This window comes from Pseudomonas sp. GW822-FHT02G04 (genome assembly GCF_058802085.1).
The window spans coordinates 111973-129166 of record NZ_JBXANU010000020.1; the positions used below are offsets into that span (position 1 = coordinate 111973).

Consider the following 17194-nt stretch of genomic DNA (forward strand, 5'->3'; position numbering starts at 1 on the left):
TTACCACCAATATTTCCCGAAGTTTTCCGGATTGGCCCAGAAGCGTGAGTTGAGCCAGTCGGGCACCTGTTTGTAGTCAAGCAGATCGTAGGTAAACAGCGTCAACACTTGATCGTCGCGCTGGAAGCGTTCGCTGGCTTGCAAGGCCAGGGAGAAAAAATCCGTCTCCTGCCAACCGCTGGCCGGCAAGTCGGCCAGCACCGCAATGCGACTGGCATTGAGGTTGCGTATCCCGCCGAGCAGATTCAGGCCGTCGCGCTTGGGCAAATGTTCGAGGCAATCGACCACCAGCGCCAGATCAAACCGCTGCGCCGCCAGTTCGGCCGGCAATGGTCCGGGCGCGGCGAAGGCGACGGTGCTTTCCGGGTGCGCGAGTTTGAACGCCTCGAGCGCGGGGAACTCACTGACGCCAATCAGCAACAGACGCGTCGGGGCGTAACGATCAAGCAAAGCGGCCAACGCCTGCTGGGGCGTGCGCGAAGAAATACTTGCAGTCATCGAAGATCCTCAATCAGAACGCCAAGATTAACGTGTCTTGTCGAGCGTGTTTAAGCAAAAAAGCGCCGATCTTCCGTGAACATAAGGCAAAACAGCAATGGCCTATTGCTGGCGGAGATTAAAAGTCCGGTCTTTACTCCTTGAAATCGGTTATTAGCCGATCCCTCAGGAGAAAACTAGATGAGCATAGTTCGGACAGCATTACCTTTGGTTCTGCTAACCAGTGTGTTGACTGGTTGCGCAGGTTTGCAAAAAACCGACTGGCCGACCTGTGCTGCGGTCGGTGGTGTCGTCGGTGCAGGGCTCGGTGCGACAGAGAGCTCTTCATGGGCGGGCTATGGCGCGCTGCTGGTCGGCGGCACAGCAGCGGCTTATTGCTGGGTGCATGGCGATGGCGACGAAGACGGCGATGGCGTGCCGGACAGCCGCGACAAGTGCCCGCACACGCCTAAAGGCGTGCGTGTCGATGCCGACGGCTGCCCTCCACCTGCGCCTGCGCCGGTGGTCGAAGAGAAGGCGGTGGTCAAGGAAGAAGTCATCGTTATCCGTGATGTTCACTTCCAGTTCGACTCGTCCAAGCTCACTCCTTCCGATAAAGAGGTACTCAACACCGTCGCCACGCGTCTGAAACAGGAATCCGCCAGCGCCCGGTTGACCGTGACCGGTCATACCGACAGCGTCGGCAGCGATAAATACAACCAGAAACTGTCGGACAAACGCGCCCATTCGGTGGTGGAGTACCTGATTTCCCAAGGCGTGCCACGCAGCAGTTTCGTGTCTGTGACCGGTGCCGGTGAAAGCCAGCCGGTGGCCGATAACAAAACTGCTGACGGCCGTGCGCTGAACCGGCGTACGGAAATCAAAATCGACCGCTAAACCCTTGTACTCCGTGGCTTGTGCAGTCGCGGATGCGGGTCTTTACTCCTGTGTGACCGGTATGGGCCGGTGACACAGGAGCATTCACAATGAGCGTTCTCACAAGGACCGTCTTGCCGGTTCTGCTGCTTGGCAGCCTTCTGACCGGTTGCGCGACTCACAGCGATGGCACCGCCCCCTTGAATCAACGTACCTGGCCGATCTGCAGTGTCATTGGCGGACTGGTCGGTGGTGGTTTGGGCGCGATCGAAAGTGGCGGTTGGGCGGCAGGCGGAGCGGCGCTCGGTATCTTGACCGGTGGCTTGATCTGTTATGCCCAGGATGGCGACGAGGACGGTGACGGAGTTTTCGATCGACGCGATCGCTGCCCTGATACGCCTGCCAATACGCCTGTCGAACATCACGGTTGCCCGTTGCCGCAATATCCGGCCAGCGTAAAACCTGCTGAACCGCCGGTATCCGAAGTCATCACTCTGAGCAGTAATGTGTTGTTCGCGTACAACAAATCCGACCTGACGCCCGAGGCGCGCAGCGAGCTGGATTCGTTGATGCCCAAACTGCAGAGCGCCGATGTGGTGAGCGTCAAGGTCGTCGGCCATACCGACAGTCAGGGTTCGGACGCCTATAACCAAAAACTGTCGGAACGTCGTGCCAGCAGCGTGGCGGCCTACCTGTTGAGCCGGGGGCTGGCGCCGAACAAACTCACCAGCGAAGGACGGGGCGAAACCCAGCCGGTGGCTGACAATGATACGGAAGAAGGGCGGGCAAAAAACCGCCGTGTGGAGTTGCACATCAATCGCTAGGCTCTGTGATCAAGAAGCCCGTGATAGAGCCGTCGGAGGACCATCAAGGTTGATCCGGCGGCCATCCGATGCCTTTCGGAAGAATTTTCCGTTGCCCTCTGGCTTATCCCGCGTGTAAGCCGTTACTGTGCGTGCAAATAATAATTCTCGACGGGGGAGCGTATGAAGGTGTTTTGGGGGCTGGGGAAGTTGTTGACCCTGCTGTTCTGGTTGGTGGTGCTGGTCAATCTGCTCATACCGTTTGTTCATCCACTGCACCTGTTGGTCAATCTGGCCGGCAGCCTGTTGGCGCTGGCTCATCTTCTGGAGCTAGTGTTCTGCAATCGCAGCCTCAAAGGTCGAGCCCACCCCTGGCGTGATCGCCTGAAGATTGTCTTTTTCGGCGTTTTCCACCTGCAAACCATTCCGGCCCCGGCCACTGCGAAGGCTTCCCATGCGTAAACTCTGTCTGCTCGCCGCACTCATCAGCCCATTGGCCTGCGCTCAGGTGGTGAGTGTTGAAACCAACTCGCTGATGCGCTTGCCCAACACCGCCAGTTCCTTGCAACTGGAACGACTGGAAGTCGCCGATTACGGCACCTTGCTGATTCCCTCGAACGTGACCGAAGTGACGGTCGGCGAGCTGCACCTGGGACGTGAAGCACGGATCGCCATTGTGCCGAGCGAACAGGCTCTGGCGTTGAAGGTCAGCCGGGCCGAATTGGCTGAAGGCAGCCAGATCACCGCGCGGGGCGCCCCCGGGACTTATCTCAAGGCTGCCCGCTCCGGGCGCAATCTGAATTTGCAGATCAAAGCGCTGAAGGCGCCGCAATTGTTGGTAGACGCTCGCGGTGGCGCGGGTGCCCCGGGTTTTGTCGGCCTCGACGGGGCTAACGGTCAAGCACCGGGTTGCACCTGGGGCCAGGCCGGTCACGGTTTTGATGGCAGTGACGGCAGCGACGGCCAGCCTGGTGCGCCGGGGGCGCTGGTTCGGCTGGAAGTGCCGCGTGACTATCCGGCGGAGCAGATCAAGGTCGAGGTGGCGGGCGGGGTCGGTGGCGCGGCCGGACCGGGTGGTAAACCGGGGGCGGGCGGCAAGGCCAAGGGCTGCATTGTCTATAAAGCCGATGGCGGCAAGAGCGGTCGCCCCGGTGTCGACGGCCAGCCTGGGCCTGCTGGAGCGGCAGGTTCGGTGAGCATTCAGCGGTTGTAAGCAGTTTCTGAAACGATCGTTCCCACGCTCTGCGTGGGAACGCAGCCCGTGACGCTCCGCGTCACTGGACGCGGAGCGTCCCTTGAGGCATTCCCACGCAGAGCGTGGGAACGATCACGGCCGAGCCGCAGCAATCGCCACCAGCGCCAACCCGACCATCAGGTTAATCCCCACCAACCGGCGAATCTTGCCCAGCGTCGCCGCGCCCGTCGGCCAATCCTCAGCAGCCACCGCCGTACGTAGTTCCGGCAGCAGCAACGCCTGTATCCGGATAAACAGCGCCGTCATCACCACATACAATCCCATCATCACCTGCACATACCGCGGCGCCGCTTCGAACCCGGCGAACTGCAAATGAATCATGCCCACACCGCTGATCGGCAAAAGCACCACCGCGACCCAGACCCAGCGGAAAAAACCTTGAAACACTTCCACCCACAGCTTCAACCGGGCAGGGCCTTCCAGCGCCTTCATCGCCGCGGGGCGCAGGACCATCCAGGCGAAAAACATGCCGCCGACCCAGACCAGGGCGGCCAGGACATGCAGGGTATAAACGATGCCAAAAGGTGTCATTGGGGTACTCCGTTCTGCGCGGGATTAATTAGCGGGGTATGATAGCGGCCGATTCAGGGGGCGTTCTCACTTAGTTTCCACGCCGCGCCGGGTCTGCTGTTGTGCAGGGCAAGGCGCGAGAAGCGTGGTTTGGTCATTCCAAATAAGCTTCGAGCAACGCAGCCCTGCACAACAGCAGGCCCGGCCCTTCGGGTTGTGCCTTAAAGCGGGCCAGGCTGCGTTGCAGGCCTTGGAAAGGGAACAACCATTCCCAGCGGCCTGCGCCTTGCCTGGCCCGCTTTAAGGCGACAACGCGGCGGGGAAACTAAGTGAGAACGCCCCCTACACCACTGAAAATTTATCCAGCGTTTTTTGCGCCCGACAATCAATGATCAGCACTGAACTCAAAACCACGATCCAGGGCGCCTACTCGCGTTTTCTCGAAGCCAAGAGCCTCAAGCCGCGCTACGGCCAACGCCTGATGATCGCCGAAATCGCCAAAGTCCTCGGTGACATCGACACCGACGACGAAGGCCGGCGCAGTGGCGACCCCGCGATTGTCGCGGTGGAAGCCGGCACCGGTACCGGCAAAACCGTGGCCTACAGCCTGGCGGCGATCCCCGCTGCCAAGGCCGCTGGCAAGCGTCTGGTGATCGCCACGGCCACCGTGGCCCTGCAAGAGCAGATCGTCTACAAGGATTTGCCCGACCTGATGCGCAACAGCGGGTTGAATTTCAGCTTCGCCCTGGCCAAGGGCCGGGGGCGCTACATGTGCCTGTCCAAGCTCGACATGTTGCTCCAGGAAGGTCACGCGCAAACCGCCACCGCGCAGCTGTTCGAAGAAGAAGGCTTCAAGATCGAGGTCGATGAGGCCAGTCAGAAGCTGTTCACCAGCATGATCGAGAAGCTCGCCGGCAATAAGTGGGACGGCGACCGCGACAGTTGGTCCACCGCGCTCGAAGACGCCGACTGGGCGCGCCTGACCACCGATCACAGCCAGTGCACCAACCGCCATTGCCCCAACTTCGGCCAGTGCGCCTTCTATAAGGCCCGCGAAGGCATGGGCAAGGTCGACGTGATCGTCACCAACCACGACATGGTCCTGGCCGACCTGGCCCTGGGCGGCGGGGCGGTTCTGCCGGACCCGCGCGATACGATCTACGTGTTCGACGAAGGCCATCACCTGCCGGACAAGGCCATCGGCCACTTCGCCCATTACACACGTCTGCGCTCCACCGCCGACTGGCTGGAGAGCACCGCCAAGAACCTCACCAAATTGCTCGCCCAACACCCGCTGCCGGGGGATCTGGGCAAGTTGATCGAACAGGTGCCGGAACTGGCCCGGGAGATCAAGACCCAGCAGCAGTTCATGTTCAGTGCCTTTGAGCAGGTTGCCGACTTCAAGCCCGGCGAAGATGTCGAAGGTCGCGAGCGGCCGCGTCACCGCTTCGTCGGCGGGGTGATTCCCGAACACATGCGCGAAATGGGCATCGAGCTGAAAAAGGGCTTCGCCCGGTTGACCGATCTGTTCACACGGCTCACCGAACTGCTCAAGGAAGGCATGGACGGCGAGGTCAACATTGGCATCGCCAGCAACCAGGCCGAAGAGTGGTATCCGCTGTTCGGTAGCCTGCTGTCGCGTTCTTCGGGCAACTGGGAGTTGTGGACCGCCTTCACCGTCGAAGACCCGGAAGACAACCCGCCCATGGCCCGTTGGCTAACGCTGGCCGAAAGCGGTTCGCTGTTCGACATCGAGGTCAATGCCAGCCCGATCCTCGCGGCGGAAATGCTCCGGCGCAACCTGTGGAATGTGGCTTACGGGGCGCTGGTGACCTCGGCAACCCTGACCGCTCTCGGCACCTTCGACCGTTTCCGCATGCGCGCCGGCCTGCCTAAAACCGCCGTGACCGCCGTGGTCCCGAGCCCGTTCCATCATGCCGACGCCGGTGTGCTGCGGGTGCCGGACCTGAAAGCCGACCCGCGCGATGCGCCGGCTCACACCGCGGCGATCATTCGCGACTTGCCGGAACTGGTCGAGGGCTCCCGTGGCACCCTGGTGCTGTTCTCCTCGCGCAAACAGATGCAGGACGTGTTCGACGGGCTGGATCGCGACTGGCGCAAGCAAGTGTTCATTCAAGGCAACCTGTCGAAGCAGGAAACCCTGAACAAGCACAAGGCTCGGGTCGATGGCGGGGATTCCAGCGTGCTGTTCGGTCTGGCGAGTTTTGCCGAAGGCGTGGATTTGCCCGGCGCCTACTGCGAACACGTGGTGATCGCCAAGATTCCATTCTCGGTGCCTGACGATCCGGTCGAAGCCGCGCTGGCTGAGTGGATCGAAGCCCGTGGCGGCAATCCGTTCATGGAAATCTCCGTGCCGGATGCCTCGCTGAAACTGGTCCAGGCCTGCGGTCGCCTGCTGCGAACCGAAGAAGACCGCGGCACCATCACCTTGCTTGACCGTCGTTTGGTCACGCAGCGCTACGGCAAAGCTATTCTCAATGCGTTGCCGCCATTTCGTCGTGAAATTTCCTGATGCGCCGGTGGGCAAATTTGCCCACCGCGTTGTCTACCTCACTGCCACTGCCTTTCCACTGGCCCATTGATGGTCGTTAGGGAGAACCACGTTCTTATGATTCGCCGTTCGTTGCCCGCTGTTTTTGCCTTGATGTTCGCAGCCCCTTTGCTGGCGGCCCCTGCCGGCCAGCAGACGCTGTTCAACTTTGTGCGTCCCGCCGACGTGGTTCAGGTGGCGACCCAGGACGCCAGCCTGCCGCAATCCAACGCGGAGCAAACGGCCGAAGGCGAAGTGCTGCGCCGCGTGACCTTCAACCCGGTCGCCCAACCGACCTTGCGCCTGACACCACAGACCGGTGCCTGGGACTGGTCGCAGTCAGGCGTCATGAGCCTGCGGATCCAGAGCGCGATGAACTGGGCCGTGACCCTGTACGTGAAAATCCAGAGTAACGACGGCAAGACGCTGGTCAGCCGTGTCGACCTGCCGGCCGGCCCGGCGCAGACCTTGTTGGTACCGTTGCAACCGAGTTCGCCGCTGAGCCAGGGCATGAAAGCCGGCCCGCCGATGCCGATCAACTTCGAAGGGCAGCGTGTATTGCTGGCCAGCAGCACCGGTGAGCTGGATCGCAGCCAGGTGGTGTCGGTGACCTTGTCGATGGATCAGCCGAAAGTCGCCCAAAGCATTCTGCTTGAGCGCTTCGGCGTGCAGGACGGCGAGGCCGTGACCAAAGCCGCTTATGGCGGTCTGGTGGACGCTTATGGCCAATCGACCCGGGCCAAATGGCCAGAGAAGATCAGCAGCGATGAGCAACTGAAGTCCGCCGCCGCCAAAGAACAGCAACAGCTGAAAACCTGGCTGGCCGAGCGTGAGAAGGCATCCCTGGACAAGTTCGGCGGCTTGAATAAAGGCCCGGTGTTCAAGGCCAGCGGCTTTTTCCGCACTGAAAAGCGTGACGGTCGCTGGTATCTGGTGACTCCGGAAGGGCATCCGTTCTATTCCCTCGGCGTCAACACCGTGACCCCGAGCGTCAACCAGACCTACGTCGCCGGGCGGGAGTGGATGTTCGAGTCCCTGCCCAAACCCGACGAACCCCTGGCCAGCCACTATGGCGAAGGCGATAACCGTGGCGGCAATGGTGCCGATCAGGGCCGAGCCTACAGCGCTGGTCGTTGGTACGATTTTTATGGTGCCAACCTGCAACGTCTGTATGGCGACCCTTGCGCGCCGGGCAGTGACACCAAGGCCGGTGTTGCCGAAGCAGCCAAGGCCGATGCGGTTGAGGCGACGGTCGATAAGGCCGCCGTCGAACCCTGCAAAGTGACTTTCAACGAACAACGCTGGGCCAGTCATACCCTCGATCGCCTGCAAGCCTGGGGTTTCAACACCCTCGGCAACTGGAGCGCACCGGTGTTGGGCAACGCTGACCGTGTGCCGTACACCTTGCCGCTGTCGATCGTCGGCGATTACGCCAGCATCAGCACTGGCACCGATTGGTGGGGCGGTATGCCCGACCCGTTCGATCCACGTTTCGCCATGGCCACCGAACGCGCCGTGGCCATCGCCGCCCGCGACCATCGCGATGATCCGTGGTTGATCGGTTACTTCGCCGACAACGAACTGGCCTGGGCCGGTCCCGGCGATGACCCGAAGGCCCGCTATGCGCTGGCCTACGGCACCTTGAAAATGACCACCGACGTGCCGGCCAAACGCGCCTTCCTCAAGCAACTGCGCGACAAGTACCGCAACCAGGCGGGTCTGTCGAAAGCCTGGGGCATTGATCTGCCGGCCTGGGAATTGATGGAAGACCCGGGCTTCGTGCCGCCGGAGCCGAACGCCGAACACCCGGAAATCGAAGCCGACTTCAAATACTTCCAGAAGGTCTTTGCCGACACCTACTTCAAGACCGTTTCCGACTCGCTCAAATGGCATGCGCCGAACCAGCTGCTGCTGGGTGGCCGCTTTGCCACCAGCACCCCCGAAGCGGTCGAGTCCTGTGCGCAATACTGCGACGTATTGAGCTTCAACATGTACACCCTGCAACCCCAGGACGGTTACGACTTCGCCAAACTGCGCAGCCTCGACAAACCGGTACTGATCACCGAATTCAACTTCGGATCAACGGATCGCGGCCCGTTCTGGGGCGGCGTGACGCAACTGGCGAAGGAAGAAGATCGCGGCCCGGCCTACGCCCACTTCCTCAAACAGGCGATGAGCGAACCGTCGATTGTCGGGGTGCACTGGTTCCAGTACCTCGATCAACCGGTGACCGGTCGTCTGCTGGATGGCGAGAACGGGCACTTCGGTCTGGTGGGTATTACTGATTTGCCGTTCCAGGGCTTTGTCGACAGTGTGCGTAAAAGCAATGTGCAGATCATCGATCAGCTTGGCAAAGAGGCGGAGAAGGCCAGCGCTGAGGCGGATAAAGCCAGCCACGATGTCGAGGGCGGCAGGAAGGGCGAGGCAGGCAAAGGCCCGGGCAAGGGCGCCGGGCATGCGGGTGGGCATTCTGCTAATGGCCATTGATTCCTGAAATCGCCAAGATCTTGATCTTGAATTGACCACCCGGCCCGACCCTGTTCCCAAATCCCTCAAGGGCTGGAACAATGCGGGCCACTTTGTAGAGCGTTTTTCCGGGAGAGTTGCGGGTGCAGATTCAGGGTCATTACGAGCTTAAGTTCGAAGCGGTGCGTGAAGCGTTTGCAGCGCTGTTCGACGATCCTCAGGAACGTGGCGCGGCGTTGTGCATCCGGATCGGCGGTGAAACCGTCCTCGACCTTTGGGCTGGTACCGCCGACAAGGACGGCCATGAGGCCTGGCATAGCGACACCATCGCCAACCTGTTCTCCTGCACCAAAACCTTCACCGCCGTGACGGCACTGCAATTGGTGGCTGAAGGCAAGCTGCAACTCGATGCCCCGGTCGCCCGCTACTGGCCTGAGTTTGCCGCCGCCGGTAAAGAATCCGTGACGCTGCGCCAATTGCTCTGCCATCAGGCCGGACTGCCGGCCCTGCGCGAGTTGCTGCCCCCCGAAGCGCTTTACGACTGGCAGACCATGGTCGATGCCCTGGCCGCCGAAGCGCCGTGGTGGACGCCGGGCGAAGGTCACGGTTATGCGGCGATCACCTATGGCTGGCTGGTCGGTGAATTGCTGCGTCGCGCCGACGGTCGTGGGCCGGGCGAGTCCATCGTGGCGCGGGTCGCCAAGCCTTTGGGGCTGGATTTCCACGTCGGCCTTGCCGACAAAGAGTTCCATCGTGTGGCGCACATCGCCCGTGGTAAAGGCAACGTCGGCGATGCCGCGGCCCAGCGCTTGCTGCAGGTGACCATGCGCGAACCGACGGCCATGACCACCCGGGCCTTCACCAACCCGCCTTCAATCATGACCAGCACCAACAAACCGGAATGGCGGCGCATGCAGCAGCCGGCCGCCAATGGTCATGGCAACGCCCGCAGCCTGGCCGGTTTCTACGCGGGTCTGCTCGATGGCAGCCTGCTGGAAAGCGAAATGCTCGACGAGCTGACCCGTGAACACAGCGTCGGCGAAGACAAGACTTTATTGACCCGGACCCGCTTCGGCCTGGGTTGCATGCTCGATCAACCGGACGTCCCCAACGCCACCTACGGCCTAGGCCCTCGGGCGTTCGGTCACCCGGGTGCTGGCGGCTCCATCGGTTTTGCTGATCCGGAGCATGATGTGGCCTTCGGCTTTGTGACAAATACCCTGGGGCCGTACGTCTTGATGGATCCACGAGCGCAAAAGCTCGTGCGAGTACTGGCCACTTGTCTGTAAATCACGCTTAAGGGGGCCAGGGCCGGAACCCGAAAGCCTTTATGGTTTCAAAGCGTCTGTTTTGCCGGGGGCAACCCCGGTCTGACTTTTAATTACCTCATTTTGTGGATACCCAATGTCGTCCAATAAAACCCTCGCCCTGGCCCTGTGCTTCGCTATCACCGGTTGTGCACAAACCCCACAAAATGATGCCGCAGGTGGCAGCAGTTGGTGGCCGTTCGGTTCTTCCGACAAGGTCGCGACTAAAGAACCCGCCCCGACCCCAGCGCCCCTGAAACCCGCTGCCGCAGCACCCGTCGCCAAGGCTGAAGCCGATACCGGTGGCAAATGGTGGTGGCCGTTCGGCGGCAAGGAGCAGAGCACCAGCACCGCCAAAGCAGCCGTGCCGATGCCCGATCCGAAAGTCACCCAAGCCTGGCTCGACGACTACGAACCGCGCCTGCGCGAGGCGGTCAAGGGCAGCAACCTGCAACTCGAGCGCCGTGAAAACGTGCTGGTCGTCACGGCTCCGGTAGAAGGCTCGTTCAACCCTGATCGCCCGGCTATGCTGCTGCCGGTGACCCTCGCTCCGTTCACCCGTGTGGCGAAAATCCTCGAAGCCGATCCAAAGACTGCTGTGCTGGTACTCGGTCACAGTGATACGTCGGGTGCCGCACCGGCCAACGTGAAACTGAGCCAGGAGCGCGCCCAGGCGGTGGCAGCGATTTTCCGTCTCAGCGGTCTGCAGCGTGATCGCCTGATGCTGCGCGGCATGGGCGGTGAAGCACCGCGTGCCGCCAACGACAGTGCTGAAGGTCGTGCCTTGAACCGTCGCGTCGAGCTGTTGTTGACGCCGCAAAACACCATGGCCGCGCTGCTGAGCAAGTACAATATGCCGGCTCCGGCACCGGTAACCAAAGTCGTCGCGCAAGACGTCAAGCCAGTGGCCAAGCCTGTGACCCCGGAACCGGCTGCGAAAAAAACGGCTGCCTCGTCGAAGAAAAAGGCACCGGCCAAGAAAGTGGTCGCCAAGGCTCCAGCCAAAAAGGCACCGGCGAAAAAGACCGCGCCGGCCAAAGCCGCTGGCGATTCGAAGAGCGCCACCGCCACCGATGCCACAAAGAAGTGATTCGTTAACCAAAAGGAATGTGCCATGACCCGGCCCTTGGCAGATATGCGTCGCGACTACACCCGAGATGGCCTGACCGAGGCGCAAGCCCCGGCCGAGCCGTTTGCGCTGTTTCATCAGTGGTTCGCCGATGCGGTGAAAACCGAGCAGGTACCGGTGGAGGCGAATGCCATGACGCTGGCCACCGTCGACCAGGACGGTCGGCCGCATTGCCGCATTCTGCTGCTCAAGGGCCTGGACGAGCAGGGCTTTACGTTCTTCACCAACTACGAGAGCGACAAGGGTCAGCAATTGGCAGCCAATCCATTTGCGGCCATGACGTTCTTCTGGCCGGCCCTGGAGCGCCAGGTGCGCATCGAAGGGCGGGTGGTGAAGGTCACACCTGAAGAGTCCGACGCCTACTATCAGGTTCGTCCTCTGGGTAGTCGTCTCGGTGCCTGGGCGTCGCCCCAGAGCCGGGTGATCGCCGATCGCGGCGAACTGGAAACGCTGCTCAAGGACACCGAGCAGCGTTTCAGCGACACTCAGCCTCACTGCCCCGAACACTGGGGCGGTTATCGCTTGCTACCGGAGCGCATCGAATTCTGGCAGGGCCGTCCGAGCCGCCTGCACGATCGCCTCAACTACCGCTTGCAGGGCGGCGACTGGGTTCGTGAACGTCTGGCTCCCTAAACGGTCTACCGATTGGAATAGCTTGCCGCAGCGGCCTCAAGCCACTGTGGCAGGTCCCGACGCTTGATCTTCTGCGCTTGAGCGTTCGCCAGTTGCTGGAGCATAAAGGCTTTTTTATGTTCGTCTTTACCCGCCAGTGACAACGCCAGATCGCGGTCCATCCAGCGTTTGATCCGCATGTACAACCACCAATGGAAGTACAAACCGGCGACGGTCGTGACGACAATGATGAAGTAATCCATGATAATCCTTGGGTCAGCGGCGCAGATTTTGTAATTTGACGCTACTGTGGTGAGTTCGAGAAGTGCCTGTACCGGGCCTGAATGAAACCAATTTTATCCGGGCGATGCCGTGACAGGCGTCAAGCTGCGGAGTTTAATGGATACCTGTCCTATGGAGTTTGATGCTATGCGTAAGTCTGTTTTGCTGGTTGCTTCCTTTTCCACGATGGCGATGTTGCTCACCGGCTGCCAATCGAGCCTGACTGGTGACTCCTACTCCCGTGACGAAGCGCGTCGCGTGCAGACGATTCGCATGGGCACCATCGAAGCCCTGCGTCCGGTGAAAATCGAAGGCACCAAGACCCCAATTGGCAGCGCTGCCGGCGCTGTCGTGGGTGGTGTCGGCGGTAGTGCCGTCGGCGGCGGTCGCGGCAGCATCGTTGCAGCGGTCATCGGCGCTGTAGCGGGTGGCCTGGTGGGCTCGGCTGCCGAAGAAGGCCTGACCCGTACTCAAGGCGTTGAAATCACCGTGCGCGAAGACGATGGCAGCATGCGCGCCTACGTGCAGGAAGTTCAGCCAAACGAAGTGTTCCGTGTGGGTGAGCGTGTGCGGATTTCCACTGTGGGTGGGACCAGCCGCGTTTCGCACTAAGCGGGAATGTAGGGTAAAAGAAAACCCCGATCAGGTGAGCTGGTCGGGGTTTTCTTTTTGGCTGTGGAGTTGAACCAGAGCATTTACTTGCTTGCATAACAACCGAGCTGAAAATCGTATTGTGGATCGTAAAATGATCGACCGACTAATGTTTCCAGTTTTGTTATCTGCTGGGAATCAAGGTCATAGCCATAGATTTCTTCTTCAGCCTCAGTCCAACTCATTATCGCCCTCAGCTGTGCAATGCCGTCTGCCGGGACAGGCACTTCGAATACCAGCGCTTCTGTTTCTTTATCAAAAGCATAAATTATGTGGTTCACGGTTCTATCCTTCTTTTCGGATCCGCCGGCTTGTTTTGATTACCTGTTTCAGCGTCAAACTCACCCAGATGGCGACCTCGTTTGTCATACATTTCTACTGCTCCATGCTGATAATCCCATTCTAGAATTCGCCCTTCAGCCGTTCTCCAGCGCATTCGGGTGCCTCTACCTTTGACCCGAGTCTTCTGTTTTGCCGGTGTGGCATCAGGAAAAGCGGTAAGCCCGTTTGGCGCCGGATGATATTTGTGGTCCGCAACACTCACCACAATATAAACCGGCAACACCCCCGAATCCGCCGGAAACACAAGAATGAAATCCTTGTACTCAGGCGGATAAACTGGATTGACGATGATGCTGTCAGCTGCCTTCGTCGGCGGGTAAACCCAGATGTGCGGCGCTTGTGGCGCAGATTCCAAAGCGGGGATGCCGAGAATTTCTGAACCGTCCTCGGCCGGTGTCCAGATCAGCTCAACGCCGTCCCCGAGGTCCGCCACCTGCTGACTGCCGTGCAAGGTGAACTGCACGACGTCGACCATCTCCCAGTCACGGTTCTTGCCGGTGTAGAAACCGTATCCCTTGAGACTGCCGTCAGCCTGTTGCTCGACCCGCAGACGCACGCGAGTGCGGGCCTGTTTGAGGGATCGCAGTTGTTCTTCGGTGTAGAGCGAGCTGTCGCCAAGGCTCGACGGTATGACCAGGGCCACCAAGCCTGCCAAGGTAGCCGCAGCAGTGCTGGCGGCGACGGTGGGTAATGCGGCGAACGCTGAGCCACCCAGGGCGAAGCTGCCGAAACCCGCAGGGATGGCGGTGCCACTGATTTTCTTCAGCGGCACCACACCGGTTTCATCGGCCTCACGAGCGCCGAGTAGAACCAGTTCGCCATAGTCTTTCAGGCTGTCGGTCGGAACAACGCCGGAGGGGGTCGCATAGTCGATGATTGCATCGGGCAGTTTGCAGGACTTGGCGAACACACATCCCGCGCGGGCAACGTCGCCCTTTTTCGCTGCGACTTGAAGGCTGTCTTCGAAGGCCTGCTGCCTCGCGAGCATGGCGTCGTAGGCGTTTTGCCTGGCATCACGCTCGGCCAGTTCGGTGGCCGTCATGAATCGGTGAGTGACGTGATGCCCGTCGCCCGACGGTGGGTTTTGTACCCGGGGAATGTCCTTGTTGCCAGCCACTGATTGTCCTTTTGCTCGTCCATCGGCAACCCCTGATAGAGGGGCTGCACGACGTTAACGAACGCGACTAATCGTGGCTGTAGGACGAATCCTGAAGATTACAGGGATTGTTCTCTGGGTTTCAGGGCCGGCAGCGCAGCGCTCTTGCGACTCGCCGCCGCCGTCACTGCATAACCGATCAATGCCGCCAGGATCGAGCCGGTCAGAATACCCATGCGGTCCATCCCGGCATATTCACTGGCGCCGGGCACGAAGGCCAGGGAGCCGACAAACAGACTCATGGTGAAGCCGATGCCGCAGAGGATCGCCACCCCCATGATCTGGCCCCAGTTGGCGCCTTGGGGCAGGGCGGCGATGCCGATTTTTACCGCCAGCCAGGTCAGGCCGAAGACACCGACGGTCTTGCCCAGCAGCAGGCCGACAGCAATGCCCATCGGCACGTCGTGGGTGAAGCTTTCGACGGTCACGCCGCTCAGGGACAGGCCGGCGTTGGCGAAGGCGAACAGCGGCAGGATGCCGTAGGCCACCCACGGATGCAGGGCATGCTCCAGGGTCAGCAGCGGCGAAGGCTCGGCATTTTTTGTGCGCAGTGGAATGCAGAAGGCCAGGGTCACACCCGCCAGCGTCGCGTGCACGCCGCTCTTGAGTACGCAGACCCAGAGGATCAGCCCGATGATCATGTACGGCCCGAGTTTCACCACACCAAGTCGGTTCATTCCGATCAAGGCCGCGATGCAGGCCGCGGCCAGCGCCAGGGACAGGGTCGACAGAGCGCCGGAATAGAAGATCGCAATGATGATGATTGCGCCAAGGTCATCGATGATCGCCAGGGTCATCAGGAACAGTTTCAGCGACACCGGCACGCGTTTACCCAGCAGGGCCAGTACGCCGAGGGCGAAGGCAATGTCGGTGGCCGTCGGGATGGCCCAGCCACTCAGTGCGGTCGGGTTGTCGCGGTTTAGGAACCAGTAGATCAGCGCGGGCACCACCATGCCGCCAATCGCCGCTGCGCCCGGCAGGACGATTTGCGAGGGTTTCGACAGTTGGCCGTCGAGCACTTCGCGCTTCACTTCCAGGCCGATCAACAGGAAGAACAGGGCCATCAGGCCGTCGTTGATCCACAGCAGCAGCGGCTTGGCGATCTTCAGCGCGCCGATCTGCGCCACCACGGGGGTGTCCAGCAGACCGCTATAGAGCCACGACAGCGATGAGTTGTTGATGATCAGGGCGAGGACAGCCGCGGCGATCAATAACAGACCGCTGGCAGCTTCCAACTGAAAGAAACGCGTGAACGTGCTACGCAGAGGCAAGGTCGCTCTCCATCGATGAATTCAAAAGGTGACACACCCTAACCCGTACTGTTAGTTGTTAAAACAAAAATTATATTCTTTTTTGTTATATGTCGTTACAACGTGGGCGGTCAGCAAAGGCCTGAGCCTAGCAGTTGCCGGACGTATTGGACCCCAGCTGTATCTGTGCGTGGTGTAGGTTTTTTCCTAAGCTTGTGGGCTGAGCCTTGCGACAAGGCCAACTCTTGCCCGATTCAACGAGAAAACCACCATGAGCGACAACCGACAGTGGTCCCGCGAAGCCATCCGGATCATCGAAGCCGACTTCCAGCGCAGCGCCGACACCCACCTGATCCCCTTGCCGCTGCCGGGGTTGCCGGGCATCGAGTTGTACTTCAAGGATGAGTCGAGCCATCCCACCGGCAGCCTGAAACATCGGCTGGCGCGCTCGTTGTTCCTCTATGCGCTGTGTAATGGCTGGCTCAAGCCCGGTGCGCCGGTGATCGAAGCGTCCAGCGGTTCGACGGCTATTTCCGAGGCGTACTTCGCCCGTTTGCTGGGTTTGCCGTTCATTGCGGTGATGCCTGCGAGCACGTCCAAGGAGAAGATCGCGCAGATCGCTTTCTACGGTGGCAAGAGCCATCTGGTGGACGATCCGACGCAGATTTACGCTGAGTCCGAACGCCTGGCTCACGAACACGATGGGCATTTCATCGACCAGTTCACCTACGCCGAACGCGCCACCGACTGGCGAGCGAACAACAACATCGCCGAATCGATCTTCCATCAGATGCGCTTCGAGCAGCACCCGGAGCCGAGCTGGCTGATTTCCAGCCCTGGCACCGGCGGCACCACCGCGACGCTGGGCCGTTACGTGCGCTATCGCCAGCATTGCACCCGTGTGCTGTGCGCCGATGCCGAGCGTTCGGTATTTTTCGATTACTACAAGACCGGCGACGCCAGTCTGCGCCTCGATCATGGTTCACGGATTGAAGGCATTGGCCGGCCGCGGGTGGAAGCGTCGTTCTTGCCCAAAGTCATCGATGCAATGGTCAAGGTGCCGGACGCGTTGTCGCTGGCGGCCATGCATTATCTGGCGCAACGTTTGGGGCGACGGGTTGGCGGATCGAGCGGGACCAACCTGATCGGCGCCTTGATGGCGGCCCGGCAGATGGCGGCGGCGGGGGAGTCGGGGTCGATCGTGGCGATTCTGTGCGATGGCGGCGAGCGCTATGCCGACACCTATTACGATCAGGCCTGGCTCAAGGCCCAGGGGTATGAGTTGAGTGGTCTGATGGATGCCGTGGCGGCCAGCGTCGAACGCGGCGAGCCGCTGCCGGCCAGCGTGTTGCGCGCCAATATCTGACCCGATGATCGTTCCCACGCTCTGCGTGGGAATGCCTCACCGGACGCTCTGCGTCCGCTTTTGGGACGCTCTGCGTCCCTGGCTGCATTCCCACGCGGAGCGTCACTAGTGTCCGGTAAAAACTGAAGGGGGAGCTTGCTCCCCCTTGCTGTGCCTGCTTC

The 17194-nt window shown here is 60.7% G+C and carries 17 protein-coding genes; 11 read left to right on the top strand and 6 right to left on the bottom strand.

Features of this window, described 5'->3' with window-relative positions:
- Nucleotides 1-498 carry a DUF6231 family protein gene (locus AC1RO5_RS22420; RefSeq protein ID WP_493177695.1) on the bottom strand — a complete coding sequence of 166 codons (498 nt, stop codon included), beginning with the start codon at nt 496-498 and terminating at the stop codon, nt 1-3.
- Between the two features lie 180 nt (nt 499-678).
- Between AC1RO5_RS22420 and AC1RO5_RS22425 the strand changes: the two genes are divergently transcribed.
- The 4 genes from AC1RO5_RS22425 to AC1RO5_RS22440 all read left to right on the top strand — a co-directional run bounded on the left by AC1RO5_RS22425 (nt 679) and on the right by AC1RO5_RS22440 (nt 3369).
- A complete protein-coding gene (locus AC1RO5_RS22425) occupies nt 679-1374 on the top strand; it encodes a PA1041 family peptidoglycan-binding anchor lipoprotein (RefSeq protein WP_493177697.1) in 696 nt (231 codons plus the stop codon).
- An 89-nt stretch (nt 1375-1463) separates the two neighbouring features.
- Nucleotides 1464-2177, top strand: a complete 714-nt coding sequence (locus AC1RO5_RS22430; protein ID WP_007935931.1) for a PA1041 family peptidoglycan-binding anchor lipoprotein — start codon at nt 1464-1466, stop codon at nt 2175-2177.
- 162 nt (nt 2178-2339) lie between these two features.
- On the top strand, nt 2340-2618 hold the full coding sequence (locus AC1RO5_RS22435; RefSeq protein ID WP_019580953.1) for a DUF1145 domain-containing protein: 279 nt from the start codon (nt 2340-2342) through the stop codon (nt 2616-2618).
- Complete coding sequence (locus tag AC1RO5_RS22440; RefSeq protein WP_493177702.1) at nt 2611-3369, top strand: collagen-like triple helix repeat-containing protein; 759 nt, start codon at nt 2611-2613, stop codon at nt 3367-3369. The genes AC1RO5_RS22435 and AC1RO5_RS22440 overlap by 8 nt, the downstream gene beginning before the upstream one ends.
- Nucleotides 3370-3483: 114 nt before the next feature.
- Here the strand turns inward: AC1RO5_RS22440 and AC1RO5_RS22445 are convergent, their stop codons facing one another.
- A complete protein-coding gene (locus tag AC1RO5_RS22445; protein ID WP_493177704.1) occupies nt 3484-3942 on the bottom strand; it encodes a CopD family protein in 459 nt (152 codons plus the stop codon).
- A 367-nt stretch (nt 3943-4309) separates the two neighbouring features.
- Here AC1RO5_RS22445 and dinG point away from each other — a divergent pair, with 367 nt between their 5' ends.
- From dinG to pdxH, 5 genes are all read left to right on the top strand, one after another.
- Nucleotides 4310-6454, top strand: coding sequence for an ATP-dependent DNA helicase DinG (gene dinG / locus AC1RO5_RS22450; protein ID WP_493177706.1), 2145 nt, complete (start codon nt 4310-4312; stop codon nt 6452-6454).
- A 96-nt stretch (nt 6455-6550) separates the two neighbouring features.
- Nucleotides 6551-8959, top strand: coding sequence for a beta-galactosidase (locus AC1RO5_RS22455; protein WP_493177708.1), 2409 nt, complete (start codon nt 6551-6553; stop codon nt 8957-8959).
- Nucleotides 8960-9081: 122 nt separating this feature from the next.
- Entirely contained in the window at nt 9082-10227 is a 1146-nt protein-coding gene (locus AC1RO5_RS22460; protein WP_493177710.1) for a serine hydrolase domain-containing protein, read from the top strand.
- Between the two features lie 115 nt (nt 10228-10342).
- Nucleotides 10343-11335, top strand: a complete 993-nt coding sequence (locus AC1RO5_RS22465) for an OmpA family protein (protein ID WP_493177712.1) — start codon at nt 10343-10345, stop codon at nt 11333-11335.
- A 24-nt stretch (nt 11336-11359) separates the two neighbouring features.
- Complete coding sequence (gene pdxH / locus AC1RO5_RS22470; RefSeq protein ID WP_493177714.1) at nt 11360-12007, top strand: pyridoxamine 5'-phosphate oxidase; 648 nt, start codon at nt 11360-11362, stop codon at nt 12005-12007.
- Between the two features lie 5 nt (nt 12008-12012).
- Here pdxH and AC1RO5_RS22475 read toward each other — a convergent pair whose 3' ends face one another.
- The gene (locus AC1RO5_RS22475; RefSeq protein ID WP_493177717.1) at nt 12013-12249 is read right to left on the bottom strand and encodes a hypothetical protein; all 237 of its coding nucleotides are present in this window, start codon (nt 12247-12249) and stop codon (nt 12013-12015) included.
- Between the two features lie 166 nt (nt 12250-12415).
- Between AC1RO5_RS22475 and AC1RO5_RS22480 the strand changes: the two genes are divergently transcribed.
- Nucleotides 12416-12880 carry an outer membrane lipoprotein gene (locus tag AC1RO5_RS22480; protein WP_476215080.1) on the top strand — a complete coding sequence of 155 codons (465 nt, stop codon included), beginning with the start codon at nt 12416-12418 and terminating at the stop codon, nt 12878-12880.
- 83 nt (nt 12881-12963) lie between these two features.
- Here the strand turns inward: AC1RO5_RS22480 and AC1RO5_RS22485 are convergent, their stop codons facing one another.
- From AC1RO5_RS22485 to nhaA, 3 genes are all read right to left on the bottom strand, one after another.
- Nucleotides 12964-13200 (bottom strand): DUF7683 domain-containing protein, encoded by a 237-nt coding sequence (locus AC1RO5_RS22485; RefSeq protein WP_493177720.1) that lies wholly within the window; start codon nt 13198-13200, stop codon nt 12964-12966.
- Nucleotides 13197-14378: an S-type pyocin domain-containing protein gene (locus AC1RO5_RS22490; protein WP_493177722.1), complete on the bottom strand. Its 1182-nt coding sequence runs from the start codon at nt 14376-14378 to the stop codon at nt 13197-13199. The genes AC1RO5_RS22485 and AC1RO5_RS22490 overlap by 4 nt, the downstream gene beginning before the upstream one ends.
- Before the next feature lie 98 nt (nt 14379-14476).
- Nucleotides 14477-15688: a Na+/H+ antiporter NhaA gene (gene nhaA, locus AC1RO5_RS22495; protein ID WP_493177723.1), complete on the bottom strand. Its 1212-nt coding sequence runs from the start codon at nt 15686-15688 to the stop codon at nt 14477-14479.
- Between the two features lie 250 nt (nt 15689-15938).
- Between nhaA and AC1RO5_RS22500 the strand changes: the two genes are divergently transcribed.
- Nucleotides 15939-17033 (top strand): PLP-dependent cysteine synthase family protein, encoded by a 1095-nt coding sequence (locus tag AC1RO5_RS22500; protein WP_493177725.1) that lies wholly within the window; start codon nt 15939-15941, stop codon nt 17031-17033.
- Nucleotides 17034-17194 lie beyond the last annotated feature (161 nt).